A 12,195-nucleotide genomic window follows, 5' to 3' on the forward strand; every position below is an offset into this window, starting at 1 on the left:
CCCGGGGGGCGACGAGATGGACAGGCGGGGGAGGCGCGGTGCCCGCAGCGTCGAACGACCTGCGTCGGCGAGCGGCCTGCGTCAGCGCAGCAGCGCGACGACCCCGGTGGTCGCCGCCAGCAGCACGAGGCTGCCGCACAGCGCCAGCATCGTCCGCGAGACGAGTCCGTCCTTCTCGCTCGCCGCGAGCTGCAGGACGAAGGTGAGGAGGATCGACCCGCCGAGGGCCAGGGACAGCCAGGTGTAGTGGTCGTCCCCCGTCGTCGTCACGGCGATGACCACGCCGGCGACCAGCGCGAACAGCCAGACGGGGACGATGGTGACCGGCTTGAGGCGCACGAGACGGCTCGGGGTGCTGTCGGGTGCTGTGCTCACTGGGTCGTCCCTCGTTCGTGACCTGCGCCTCCTGCCCTAGCATCGGGGTGGTCGGGCTGGTCGTGGCGGTCGTCGCGCTTGTCCTAGGCTGTTCGACAGTACATTCACTGGAGGTCCGTGTGGCACAGCTGTTGGTCCTGACCTCTGCCGGCTCCTCCGACGTGCTCCCCGCGCTCGCCCTGCTGAGCCACCGTACGCGGCAGATCCCGGCCGAGCCCGCCCAGCTCGTCAACGCACCGTCGAGCGACCTGATCTTCGTCGACGCCCGCGTCGACCTGGCCAGCGCGAAGTCGCTCTGCAAGATCCTGCGCACGACGGGCGTGACGGTGCCGCTCGTGCTGGTGCTCACCGAGGGCGGCCTGACGGCCGTCAACCACGAGTGGGGCGCCGACGACGTCGTCCTCGAGACCGCGGGCCCCGCCGAGGTCGACGCCCGCATCCGCCTGGTCGTCGGGCGTCTCGCGCAGTCGCAGACGGGCTCGAAGATCCACGCGTCCGGCGTGGTCATCGACGAGGCCAGCTACTCGGCCAAGGTGCACGGTCGGCCGCTCGACCTCACGTTCAAGGAGTTCGAGCTGCTCCGCTTCTTCGCCACGCACCCCTCCCGCGTCTTCACGCGCGAGCAGCTGCTGAGCGAGGTCTGGGGCTACGACTACTTCGGCGGCACGCGCACCGTCGACGTGCACGTCCGTCGCCTGCGCGCCAAGCTCGGCGACCTCGAGTCGCTGATCGGCACGGTCCGCAACGTCGGCTACCGCTTCAACGTGTACGACGACGAGCCGGGCGCGGTCGTCCGATGACCTCCGAGGGCGAGCCGGCCGAGCTGGACGCCGCGGGCCTCGAGGCGCTGGCCCGGGCGGCGCAGGCCGTCGACGGCAGCCCGCCGGTCAACGACCAGGCGCTCGTCGAGGCCCGCACGGGCGAGGCGCGCCTGCTCGGCGACGAGCACGCCGCCGCGGTGCTCCGGCCCGGCGAGGTCGAGCTCGTGGTGCACCCCGACCACCGGCGACAGGGGCTCGGTGCGGCCCTCGCGCGACGCGTCGTCGACGAGACGACGGGTCCGCTCGCCTTCTGGGCGCACGGCGACCACCCCGGCGCACGGGCCCTGGCCGCGCAGCTGGGCCTCGTCGAGACGCGCCGGCTGCTCCAGCAGCGCGCGCCGGTCGAGCGACGCACGCCGCGCCTCCGTGACGGCGACCGCATCGCCGCCTTCCGCCCCGGCGTCGACGACGCGGCCTGGCTCGACCTCAACGCCCGCGCCTTCGCCGACCACCCCGAGCAGGGCTCCCTGACGCAGGCCGACCTCGACGCCCGCGAGGCCGACGACTGGTTCGACGCCGGCGACCTGCTGCTGCTCTGGCGGGGCGACGAGCTGCTCGCCTCGTGCTGGCTCAAGCTCGAGGCCGGCCAGCCGGGCGAGTTCTACGCCGTCGCCGTCAGCCCCGAGCACCAGGGCGAGCACCTGGGAGGCGCGGTGGTCGACGCCGGCCTCGCCCGCCTCCTCGACAGGGGCGTCACCACCGCCGCCCTCTACGTCGAGGGCGACAACGCCGCCGCGCTGCGGCTCTACGCGGCCCGCGGGTTCGTCGACCACGCCGTCGACGTGCAGTACACGCTCACGCGCTGACGCCCCGGCGGGTCACGCACCCTGCGAGAGCCTCAGGCGCCGACCAGGGCGGCGGTAGTGTTGGCCGGTCACGACTGACCAGGGGGACCAGATGAGCGACGACGCACTGCCGCAGGCCGAGGGCCAGACCTCTCCGGAGGCGCGGCAGCAGACCGCGTCGAAGCCCGGTCAGGAGACGTCGTCCTCACCGTCGCCCGCCCCGGGCGGGCGTGGACGTCGCGGCTGGAGCCGTCGCCGCACGCTGCTGGTCGGCGGGGCCGCCGTGCTCTTCGCGCTCGGCATCGTCGCCGCCGTGGTCGTCGGCCGCACCGCCGCCACGCACCAGCCGCAGGCCGCCGTCGTCGCGTACCTCGACGCCGTGCAGCAGGGCGACGTCGAGCAGGCGATGTCGCTCGACGGGACCGAGGTCGGCGACGACGACGTGCTCCTCACGAACGACGCCTACGCCGGCGCCACGGACGGCGTGACGGGCTGGCGCGTGACCGGCTCGCGCGTCGAGGGCGACTCGGCGGCCGTGTTCGCCGTCGTCCAGCAGGGCGGCGAGGCGGGCGCCGTGTACGACCAGCAGTTCACGCTCGAGAAGGACGGCACCGACCTGCTCTTCTTCGACCGGTGGACGCTCACGCCCGTCGAGCTCGGCACCCTCACCGTGCAGGTCGGCGCGCCCGACGCCGCCGTCGTGACGGCGGCCGGGGTGGAGGTGCCGCACGCCGGCGCCGAGGGCGACACGGTCGAGCTGCGCGCGTTCCCCGGCAGCTACCCCGCCACGCTCGACGGGGCGGGCGCCTACGAGGCGGACGACGTCGTCGGCATCGCGACCGGCGCCTCCTCGACCGGCAGCCCCGCCACGCTCGTCGCGTCGCTGACCGACTCGGGCCAGGCCGCCGCCCGTGCCGCCGTCGACGGGTGGCTCGCCGCGTGCGTCGCCAGTCCCGACCTCGCCCCCGCCGGTTGCAGCTTCCAGATCGTCAACGAGCCGACCGGCTACACGCTGTCCGAGCAGAAGTGGACCCTCGAGACGGCGCCGGTCTACGAGGTCGGCGAGTGGTCGAGCCAGGGCTGGCGGGTCGACGCCACGACGGAGGGGTCGGCGACGTTCACGTCGTCGCTCAGCGACGGTGCGGGCGGCACGGGCACGTTCAACTCGGTCGGCGCGGTGCGCGTGCCGATCCAGGGCGTCATCTCGGACGTCACGGCCGAGGGCGCGACCTTCACCTCGACGCTGCTGCAGTACTGACGGCGGCGGGCGCACCGGGCCCTCGGGGCACTCGCCGGGGTACGTGCCGGGGTACGTGGCGGCTCGCCGCAGGCCTACTCGGAGCTGCACCCCGACCTGGCACGCCGCTCACAGCCTGAGGGAGTGGATTGTCGTCATCGGATCGTCCACGACCTGCAGGAGAACACCATGAACCCCGTCAAATTCATCTCGGACCTCGGCGTCAAGAGCGACCACGCCTACTGGGGCGGCTTCGCCTCCATCGTGATCGCGCTCGTCGCGTGGCTCGCCTCCCAGGGCAAGGACTCCAACGACAAGGCGCAGTCCGACCGCTGGGGCATCTTCATCGGCCACTGGGCGCCCACCTTCTTCGCCCTCGGCATCGCCCTGAAGCAGGAAGAGAAGTAGGCAGCTCCCCTCAGGGCGGCACGCTCAGCTCAGGAGGCGGCCCCGGGTCGTGAGACGCGGGCGAGCAGTGCCGCGGCGAGCTCGCGGGCGGCCTCGACCGGCCGGGGGAACGTCGCCATCCCGAGCGTGACCAGGGCGCCCTCGTGCAGCAGCATCAGCTGCCGCGCGAGGGCGCCTTCGTCGTTGCCTCCGAGCCCCGCCTCCGCGAGGAGGCCGCCGAGCAGCTCGAGCATCCAGCGTTTCTGCCGCGTGAGCTCGGGCAGCACCGGCCCGCCGTCGTCCGGGCCGCCGACCTCGGCGCGCGCGTTGATGACGCCGCAGCCCTTCGGCGAGTTGTCGGCCGACCAGGTGAGCGTCGCGTCGAAGACCGCGAGCACCCGCTCGGGGCCGGGCTCGGGCGTGCGCGCCAGCTCGGCGGCGAGGTGGGCGCGCCACCTCGCGTCGCGGTGCTGCAGGTACGAGACGACCAGCGCCTCCTTCGAGCCGAAGCGGTCGTACAGGGTCTTCTTCGTGACGCCGGCCGCCTCGGCGATCGTGTCGACGCCGACGGCGTGCACGCCGCGGTCGTAGAAGAGGTCGGAGGCGGCGTCGAGGAGGCGGCGCGCACCGGGCGTGAGGAGGGGCAGCTCGGGTGCGGTGAGATCGACCATGCACTCGACTATACCTATCTGTATAGTCACGAGCATGACTAAACCGATCGGTGTACTCGATGAGCAGCGCGCAGACAGGCCGGAGCGCGCAGACGGGCCGGGCCGGACGAGACGTGCGTCCGCCGTCCTCACGGTGCTCGCCGCAGCCGCCTTCGTCCTCGCGTGGAGCTCGGGCTTCACCATCGCGGCCGTCGCGACCGTCGACGCGCCCGCGACGACGCTGCTGCTCTGGCGGTTCCTGCCGCTGGCGGCGCTGCTCGTCGTGGTCGCCGTCGCCAGGGGCCGGCTGCGCGGCGTGCCCGTCGTCGAGCTCCGACACCAGGCCGTGATCGGCCTGCTCGCGCAGTTCGGCTACGTGGTGTTCGTCTACGCGGCCGTCGGCGCCGGGGTGGCGACCGGCAGCACGGCCCTGGTCGACGCGGTGCAGCCTCTCGTCGTGGCCACCCTCGTCGGCCCGCTGCTCGGGCTGCGGGTGCGGGGCGCGCAGTGGGCGGGGCTCGGCGTCGGGGCCGCCGGCGTCGTGCTCGTCGTCGGCTCGCAGCTCGGCGGGTCCGACGCACCGGCCTGGGCGTGGGCGCTCCCGGCGCTGGCCATGGCCAGCCTGATCGCCGGCACGCTCGTCGAGCGACGCGGCGGGGCGGAGCTGCCCGTGCTGACGACGCTGACCGTGCACGTGAGCGTGACGGCCGGGGCGCTCGTGGTGCTCGCGGCGGCGACCGGGACGCTCGTGCCGCCTCCGTCGCCGTCGTTCTGGGCCGCGACCGTGCTGTCGGCACTGGTGCCGACCCTCGCCGCGTACGGCCTGTACTGGTGGCTGCTGCGCCGGCTGGGCGTGACCGCCCTGAACGCGCTGCTCTTCCTGGTCGCGCCGACCACCGCGGCCTCCGGCGCGTTGCTCCTCGGCGAGCCGCTCACGGCGTGGACCCTCGCGGGCTTCGTGCTCAGCGGAGCCGGTTCAGCCCTCGTGCTGACGAGCGGACGAAGGAGGCGCGCACCGGCCGGCGAGGCCCTCGCGACCCCCTGAGGCGCCCCTGCCGCTCGCCTGCCGGGGCCTGTTCCGCGCGTCCGCGACGCCTCCGCCGCGCCTCCTCCACAGCCGCGGGGCCTGGCCTCGTCACCAGCCGTTCACGTCAGGGGGACGTCGGCGGCCACCAGGGGTGGCACGATGGTGCGATGGACAGCGAACCACGCGTCGACGGCGCCGGCGTCACCCCCGATTTCCTCGACGACTTCGACGAGATCGTCAGCTTCGAGGAGGGCACCCTCCCCGCCGAGCGGTACCTCGACCGAGAGCTCAGCTGGCTGGCGTTCAACCAGCGCGTGCTCGAGCTCGCAGAGGACCCGACGACGCCGCTGCTCGAGCGCGCGAACTTCCTCGCGATCTTCGCCAGCAACCTCGACGAGTTCTTCATGGTGCGCGTCGCCGGCCTGAAGCGGCGCATCGCCACCGGGCTCGCCGTGCCGACGAACGTCGGCCGCGGCCCGAACGAGGTGCTCGCCGACATCAACGCCAAGGCGCACGACCTGCAAGAGAGGCACGCACGCGCGTTCCTCGACCTGGTCAAGCCCGACCTCGACGACGCGGGCATCCACATCGAGAAGTGGTCCGACCTCGAGGAGGCGGACCGCGTCCGCATGCGCGAGATCTTCACGGAGCAGATCTTCCCCGTGCTGATGCCCCTAGCCGTCGACCCCGCGCACCCCTTCCCCTACATCTCCGGCCTTTCGCTGAACCTGTCGGTGCGCGTCCGCAACCCGAAGACGATGCGCCAGGAGTTCGCGCGGCTCAAGGTGCCGCAGATGCTGCCGCGCTTCGTGCAGCTGCCCGACAACGACAGCGGGCGCGTGCGCTTCATCCCGCTCGAGGACCTCATCGCGAACCACCTGCAAGACCTGTTCCCCGGCATGGAGGTCGTCGAGCACCACGTGTTCCGCGTCACCCGCAACGAGGACGTCGAGGTCGACGAGGACGAGTCGGAGAACCTGATCCAGGCGCTCGAGCGCGAGCTGCTCCGTCGGCGCTTCGGCCCGCCCATCCGCCTCGAGATCACGGACGACATGGACCCGGTCACGCTCGAGCTGCTCGTCCGCGAGCTCGACGTCACCGACCAGGAGGTGTACCGGCTGCCGGCGCCCCTCGACCTCGCGGGCCTCTTCGAGATCACGAAGATGCCGCGTTCCGACCTGAAGTACCCCAAGCACCTGCCCCAGACGGCGCTGCAGCTGCAGCCGACCGAGCCGAACATGAAGCCCGACATGTTCGCGAGCATCGCCCGGCAGGACATCCTGGTGCACCACCCGTACGAGTCGTTCGCGACGAGCGTGCAGGCGTTCCTCGAGCAGGCGGCGGCCGACCCCAACGTCCTCGCCATCAAGCAGACGCTCTACCGCACGAGCGGCGACAGCCCCATCATCGAGGCGCTGATCGACGCCGCCGAGTCGGGCAAGCAGGTGCTCGCCCTCGTCGAGGTCAAGGCGCGCTTCGACGAGCAGAACAACATCACCTGGGCCCGCAAGCTCGAGAAGGCCGGCGTGCACGTCGTCTACGGCCTCGTCGGGCTCAAGACCCACTGCAAGCTCGCGCTCGTCATCCGCCAGGAGAAGGGTCGGCTGCGGCACTACACGCACATCGGCACGGGCAACTACAACCCGAAGACCAGCCGCATCTACGAGGACATGGGCCTCTTCACCGCCGACGACCAGGTCGGCAAGGACCTGACGCGCCTCTTCAACGAGCTGTCGGGCTACGCGATCGAGAAGAAGTTCAAGCGCCTGCTCGTCGCGCCGCGCTACCTGCGCCGCGGCCTGCTCAAGCAGATCCAGGGCGAGATCGAGGCCGCGCAGGCCGGTCGCCCCTCGGGCATCAAGATCAAGATCAACTCGATCGTCGACGAGCAGATCATCGACGCGCTCTACAAGGCCAGCCAGGCCGGCGTGCCGGTCGACGTCTGGGTGCGCGGCATCTGCACCATCAAGCCGGGCAAGCCCGGCCTGAGCGACACGATCCGGGTGCGCTCCGTCCTCGGCCGCTACCTCGAGCACTCGCGCCTCTTCTGGTTCGCGAACGACGGCGACCCGCAGGTCTTCATCGGCAGCGCCGACATGATGCACCGCAACCTCGACCGCCGCATCGAGGCCCTGGTGCGCCTCACGCAGCAGGACCACCTCGACCAGGTCGCCGAGCTGTTCGACCGCGCGATGTCCGACGAGACGGCGTCGTGGTGGCTCGAGAGCGACGGCACCTGGACACGCCACGCGCGCGACGCCTCCGACGCCCCGCTCGCCGACATGCAGAACGTGCTGATGAAGCAGATCACGCAGCGCCGCCGGGCCAGCCGGTGAGCACGGTCGCCCCCACGACGATCGTCGCCGCCGGCGCGGTCTGCTTCCGCCTGGTCGACGGCAAGGCGCGCGTGCTGCTCATCCACCGTGAGCACCACGGTGACGTCTCGCTGCCCAAGGGCAAGGTCGACCCCGGCGAGTCGACGCCGCAGACCGCCGTCCGCGAGATCCGGGAGGAGACGGGCTACCGCGTGGCCCTCGGCGCTCCCCTCGGCACGGCCGAGTACGTGATGCCCGGCGGCCGCGACAAGATCGTGCACTACTGGGCCGCCGAGGTCACCGACGAGTCGTTCGCGGCCGCCGGGCGCTTCACGCCCAACAGCGAGGTCGCGGCGATCGAGTGGGTCTCGGTCGAGAAGGCGCGCGCGAAGCTGACCTACGAACGAGACGCGGAGGTGCTCGACCGGTTCGCCGACCGGGTCGCGTCGGGCGCCGCGCGCACCTTCGCCCTCGTGGCGCTGCGCCACGCCAAGACGACGTCGCCGGGCGAGTGGACCGGCTCGGACGCGACCCGCCCGCTGCTGCCGCAGGGCCGCCGCCAGGCGAAGTCGATCGCGCCCGGCATCGCGGCCTGGGCCCCGCAGCGACTGATCAGCAGCACGGCCGCTCGTTGCCTCGCCACCCTCGAGCCCCTGTCGGCGCTCACGCGCGTCGGGGTGAAGCAGACGGACTCGATCAGCCAGGACGCGTTCGACCGCCACGACGACGACGTGCCCGGCGTCGTCGCGAAGCGCCTGAAGAAGCGGGTCCCGGCCGTGTTCTGCACGCACGCCCCGGTGCTGCCCGAGCTCGTGCGCCAGATCGCCGCCGCGACCGTGGGCGGGCACCGGCTCGACCTGCGCCGCGCCTCCTCGCTGAGCCCCGGCGAGTACACCGTGCTGCACGTGTCGTGCTCCGACGCCGCCCTCGTGGCCGTCGAGACGCACGGCCCCGTGCTCTAGGCCGGACGCCGGTCAGCCCTAGCGCCCCGTGGCCCTGCCGCGGGGCGCGAGCTGTGCCGCGATCGATGTGGACACGGTGGGCCCGGGTGCGCGGCGGGTGATCCTGGCCCGACCGGCGGGCAGCGGCGGGCACGCCCGGCCGATGTTCCCCCCGCGTTAACCTCCCGTTCACCATCGCAGACGACCGTGGTTAACCGCCCGACGTAGCGTCTCGCAACGGGCCAGCACCGGCCCCCCAGCACCCCACAGCACCACATCCCGAAAAGGAACCTCTGTGAACTTCAAGCGCACCGGCAGCATCGTGGCGATCGCCGCGGTCGGCACCATGCTCCTCGCGTCCTGCGCCTCCAACGAGGCCGGCTCCGGCACCTCGACCGAGGGCGCCTCCTCCGACCTCTCCGGCACGATCGCCGGCATCGGCGCCTCGTCGCAGCAGGCAGCCCAGGAGGCCTGGGTCGCCGGCTTCCAGACCGCCAACCCCGACGTGACCGTCAACTACGACCCGCAGGGCTCCGGCGGCGGCCGTGAGAGCTTCATCTCCGGCGCCGCGGCCTTCGCCGGCTCGGACCGCGCGTTCAAGACCGACGAGATCTCGTCGAGCACCTTCGCGGGCTGCACGCCCGACACCGGCATCGTCGAGCTGCCCGCCTACGTCTCGCCCATCGCGGTCGTCTACAACCTCGACGGTGTCGACGAGCTCAACCTCGCCCCCGCCACCATCGCCGGCATCTTCGCCGGGACGATCACCTCGTGGGACGCCCCGGAGATCGCGGCGGACAACCCCGACGCCGACCTCCCCAGCACGCCCATCACGGCCGTGCACCGCTCGGACGACTCGGGCACCACCGAGAACTTCACCGACTACCTCAACAAGACGGCTCCCGACGTGTGGACCGCCGAGGCGGACGGCGTGTGGCCCTTCGAGACCGGCGAGGGCGCGAACCAGACGTCGGGCATGATCGACGCCGTGACCAACGGCACCGGCACCATCGGCTACGCGGACGCCTCGCGCGCCGGAGACCTCGGCGTCGCGAAGATCAAGGTCGGCGAGGAGTTCGTCGAGTACTCGGCCGAGGCCGCCGCCGCCATCGTCGATGCCTCCCCTGAGGAGGAGGGCCGGACCGAGGGCGACATCGCCATCGAGCTCGACCGCACCTCGACCGAGGAAGGCGTCTACCCGATCGTCCTCGTGAGCTACCTGATCGGCTGCGAGTCGTACGAAGACGCCGAGCAGGGCGCGCTCGTGAAGTCGTACTTCGAGTACGTCACGAGCGACGAGGGCCAGCAGGTCGCGGCCGACGCCGCCGGCTCGGCTCCCATCTCGAGCACCCTCTCGGGCCAGGTCGCCGACGCGATCGCGCTCATCAAGTAGCACCCGCCACACCGGGCCCGGGACCGCACGCCGTGCGGTCCCGGGCCGTCTCCCTGACAGGACACTGCAGCATCCGCACCACCGGCAGCACCCGCACAGCCACCCGAGCACCGATGACCCACCCGGAGGACCTCGTCCGATGACCGCCCCCGCATCGACCGCCACGAAGGTCAGAGCACCTCGTGCGCCGCGTCGCCCCGCAGACAGGATCTTCTCGGGCAGCACGATCGTCGCCGGCGGTCTCATCCTCGCCATACTCGCCGCCGTCGCGCTGTTCCTGATCGTCCAGAGCGTCCCCGCCCTCACCGCAGACCCGTCGGACATCTCCCTCTCGGGCTTCCCCGACTCGTTCTGGCAGTACGTCGGACCGCTCGCCTTCGGCACGGTCTACGCAGCGGCGCTCGCCCTCGTCATGGCCCTCCCCGTGGCCATCGGCATCGCGCTCTTCATCTCGCACTACGCGCCCCGCCGCCTGGCCGCGGGCCTCGGCTACGTCATCGACCTTCTGGCCGCCGTGCCGTCGGTGGTCTTCGGCCTGTGGGGAGGCATCGTCCTCGCGCCCGCGGTCCAGCCCGTCTACTCGTGGATGACCGACAACCTCGGCTGGTTCCCGCTCTTCGCCGGTCCCGTGTCGGGCACCGGCCGCACGCTGCTGACCGCCTCCATCGTGCTCGCGGTGATGATCCTGCCGATCATCACCGCGCTGAGCCGCGAGGTGTTCCTGCAGACGCCGACCCTGCACGAGGAGGCGGCCCTCGCGCTGGGTGCCACCCGTTGGGAGATGATCCAGGTGGCGGTCCTGCCCTTCGGCCGCCCCGGCATCATCTCGGCCTCGATGCTCGGCCTCGGCCGGGCCCTCGGCGAGACCATGGCCGTCGCGCTCGTGCTGTCGCCGGCGCTCGTCATCAACCCGGCGATCCTCACCTCGACGAACTCGTCGACGATCGCCGCCAACATCGCCCTGAGGTTCCCCGAGGCGCACGACATCGGCATCAACACCCTCATCGCGACCGGTCTCGTCCTGTTCGTCATCACGCTGGTCGTCAACTCGATCGCCCGCATCGTCATCAACCGCCGCAAGGCCTTCTCCGGAGCGAACTGATGGCCACCACCACCCAGGACCGTCCCCGCACGGCCAGCCGCACCGTCAACACCCTCACCACCGGACGCCTGCCCAAGGGCGCGCCGCTGGTCATCCTCGCCGGCAGCTGGGCGATCATGCTCGTCGTCTTCGGCCTGCTCCAGGCCGGCGGCGTCACCGAGACCTTCAACTGGGTCGCCGCGATCGTGCTCGGCACGATCCTCTACGCCGCGCTCGTGTTCGTCATCTCGATGCAGGTCGAGGGCATCCGCCGCGCGAAGGACCGCGTCGTCACGACCCTGGTCAGCGCCGCGTTCATCCTCGCGCTGATCCCGCTCATCTCGGTCCTCTTCACCGTCGTGACCTCCGGCGCGGCTCGCTTCGACGGCGACTTCTTCGCCATGTCGATGCGCAACGTGGTCGGCGCGGGCGGCGGCGGGCTGCACGCCCTCACCGGCACCCTGCTGATCACGGCCCTGGCCGCCGTGATCTCGGTGCCGATCGGTCTGCTCACGGCCATCTACCTCGTCGAGTACGGCCGCGGCCGCCTGGCGCGCGCGATCACCTTCTTCGTCGACGTCATGACGGGCATCCCGTCGATCGTCGCCGGCCTGTTCGCCTACGCCCTGTTCGTGATCTTCTTCGGCGAGGGCGTCCGCATGGGCGCCGCCGGCTCGGTGGCCCTGGCCGTGCTGATGATCCCCGTCGTCGTGCGCAGCACGGAGGAGATGCTCAAGCTCGTCCCGAACGAGCTGCGCGAGGCCGCCTACGCGCTCGGCGTGCCGAAGTGGCTGACGATCCTCAAGGTCGTGCTCCCCACCTCCATCGCGGGCATCACCACCGGCGTCATGCTCTCGATCGCCCGCGTCATCGGCGAGACGGCCCCGCTGCTCATCACCGCCGGCTTCACGGCGAGCATGAACTACGACCTGTTCGACGGCCGCATGCAGTCGCTGCCGGTCTTCGCCTACAGCTCGTACGTCAGCCAGGGCACCGACGCCACCGCCTACATCGACCGCGCGTGGACCTCGGCCCTGACGCTGATCCTCATCGTCATGGCGCTGAACCTGCTGGCCCGCCTCATCGCGCGCCTCTTCGCCCCCAAGCTCGGCCGCTGACGGCCACGCGCCTCCTCGTCCCTCTTCCCCCCGCGTCTCCGCACCCGACACGCAGCACGACGCCG

General features: G+C 71.9%; 12 protein-coding genes. 10 read left to right on the top strand and 2 right to left on the bottom strand.

The genetic code is table 11. From position 1 onward, the window contains the following. Nucleotides 1-81 precede the first annotated feature (81 nt). Nucleotides 82-375, bottom strand: coding sequence for a hypothetical protein (locus tag JOE35_RS14020; protein WP_209561567.1), 294 nt, complete (start codon nt 373-375; stop codon nt 82-84). Nucleotides 376-494: 119 nt separating this feature from the next. Between JOE35_RS14020 and JOE35_RS14025 the strand changes: the two genes are divergently transcribed. From JOE35_RS14025 to JOE35_RS14040, 4 genes are all read left to right on the top strand, one after another. After that, entirely contained in the window at nt 495-1,175 is a 681-nt protein-coding gene (locus JOE35_RS14025; protein ID WP_123547852.1) for a winged helix-turn-helix domain-containing protein, read from the top strand. Then, complete coding sequence (gene mshD / locus JOE35_RS14030) at nt 1,172-2,002, top strand: mycothiol synthase (RefSeq protein WP_209561568.1); 831 nt, start codon at nt 1,172-1,174, stop codon at nt 2,000-2,002. The genes JOE35_RS14025 and mshD overlap by 4 nt, the downstream gene beginning before the upstream one ends. Nucleotides 2,003-2,093: 91 nt before the next feature. Further along, nucleotides 2,094-3,239 (top strand): hypothetical protein, encoded by a 1,146-nt coding sequence (locus JOE35_RS14035; RefSeq protein WP_209561569.1) that lies wholly within the window; start codon nt 2,094-2,096, stop codon nt 3,237-3,239. Nucleotides 3,240-3,407: 168 nt separating this feature from the next. Continuing rightward, nucleotides 3,408-3,626, top strand: a complete 219-nt coding sequence (locus JOE35_RS14040) for a hypothetical protein (RefSeq protein WP_209561570.1) — start codon at nt 3,408-3,410, stop codon at nt 3,624-3,626. 29 nt (nt 3,627-3,655) lie between these two features. On the opposite strand, the gene JOE35_RS14045 is transcribed toward JOE35_RS14040, so the two are convergent. Next, entirely contained in the window at nt 3,656-4,276 is a 621-nt protein-coding gene (locus tag JOE35_RS14045; protein WP_209561571.1) for a TetR/AcrR family transcriptional regulator, read from the bottom strand. 34 nt (nt 4,277-4,310) lie between these two features. Here JOE35_RS14045 and JOE35_RS14050 point away from each other — a divergent pair, with 34 nt between their 5' ends. The 6 genes from JOE35_RS14050 to pstA all read left to right on the top strand — a co-directional run bounded on the left by JOE35_RS14050 (nt 4,311) and on the right by pstA (nt 12,130). Next, entirely contained in the window at nt 4,311-5,300 is a 990-nt protein-coding gene (locus tag JOE35_RS14050; RefSeq protein WP_209561572.1) for a DMT family transporter, read from the top strand. A gap of 149 nt (nt 5,301-5,449) precedes the next feature. Beyond that, on the top strand, nt 5,450-7,618 hold the full coding sequence (locus JOE35_RS14055) for an RNA degradosome polyphosphate kinase (RefSeq protein WP_209561573.1): 2,169 nt from the start codon (nt 5,450-5,452) through the stop codon (nt 7,616-7,618). Continuing rightward, nucleotides 7,615-8,559: an NUDIX domain-containing protein gene (locus tag JOE35_RS14060; protein ID WP_209561574.1), complete on the top strand. Its 945-nt coding sequence runs from the start codon at nt 7,615-7,617 to the stop codon at nt 8,557-8,559. The genes JOE35_RS14055 and JOE35_RS14060 overlap by 4 nt, the downstream gene beginning before the upstream one ends. 274 nt (nt 8,560-8,833) lie before the next feature. Beyond that, nucleotides 8,834-9,931 (top strand): phosphate ABC transporter substrate-binding protein PstS, encoded by a 1,098-nt coding sequence (locus tag JOE35_RS14065; RefSeq protein WP_374099712.1) that lies wholly within the window; start codon nt 8,834-8,836, stop codon nt 9,929-9,931. 139 nt (nt 9,932-10,070) lie between these two features. Next, nucleotides 10,071-11,033: a phosphate ABC transporter permease subunit PstC gene (gene pstC / locus JOE35_RS14070; RefSeq protein WP_209561575.1), complete on the top strand. Its 963-nt coding sequence runs from the start codon at nt 10,071-10,073 to the stop codon at nt 11,031-11,033. After that, the gene (gene pstA / locus JOE35_RS14075; RefSeq protein ID WP_209561576.1) at nt 11,033-12,130 is read left to right on the top strand and encodes a phosphate ABC transporter permease PstA; all 1,098 of its coding nucleotides are present in this window, start codon (nt 11,033-11,035) and stop codon (nt 12,128-12,130) included. The genes pstC and pstA overlap by 1 nt, the downstream gene beginning before the upstream one ends. Nucleotides 12,131-12,195: the final 65 nt, after the last annotated feature.

The organism is Frigoribacterium sp. PvP032, from assembly GCF_017833035.1.
Taxonomy (GTDB): Bacteria; Actinomycetota; Actinomycetes; order Actinomycetales; family Microbacteriaceae; genus Frigoribacterium.

Bases quoted from the DNA above. Each gene is read 5' to 3' on its own strand.
- pstA (WP_209561576.1), top strand. From the start codon at position 11,033: ATGGCCACCACCACCCAGGACCGTCCCCGCACGGCCAGCCGCACCGTC.
- JOE35_RS14055 (WP_209561573.1), top strand. From the start codon at position 5,450: ATGGACAGCGAACCACGCGTCGACGGCGCCGGCGTCACCCCCGATTTC.
- JOE35_RS14040 (WP_209561570.1), top strand. From the start codon at position 3,408: ATGAACCCCGTCAAATTCATCTCGGACCTCGGCGTCAAGAGCGACCAC.
- pstC (WP_209561575.1), top strand. From the start codon at position 10,071: ATGACCGCCCCCGCATCGACCGCCACGAAGGTCAGAGCACCTCGTGCG.
- JOE35_RS14045 (WP_209561571.1), bottom strand. From the start codon at position 4,276: ATGGTCGATCTCACCGCACCCGAGCTGCCCCTCCTCACGCCCGGTGCG.
- JOE35_RS14035 (WP_209561569.1), top strand. From the start codon at position 2,094: ATGAGCGACGACGCACTGCCGCAGGCCGAGGGCCAGACCTCTCCGGAG.
- mshD (WP_209561568.1), top strand. From the start codon at position 1,172: ATGACCTCCGAGGGCGAGCCGGCCGAGCTGGACGCCGCGGGCCTCGAG.
- JOE35_RS14050 (WP_209561572.1), top strand. From the start codon at position 4,311: ATGACTAAACCGATCGGTGTACTCGATGAGCAGCGCGCAGACAGGCCG.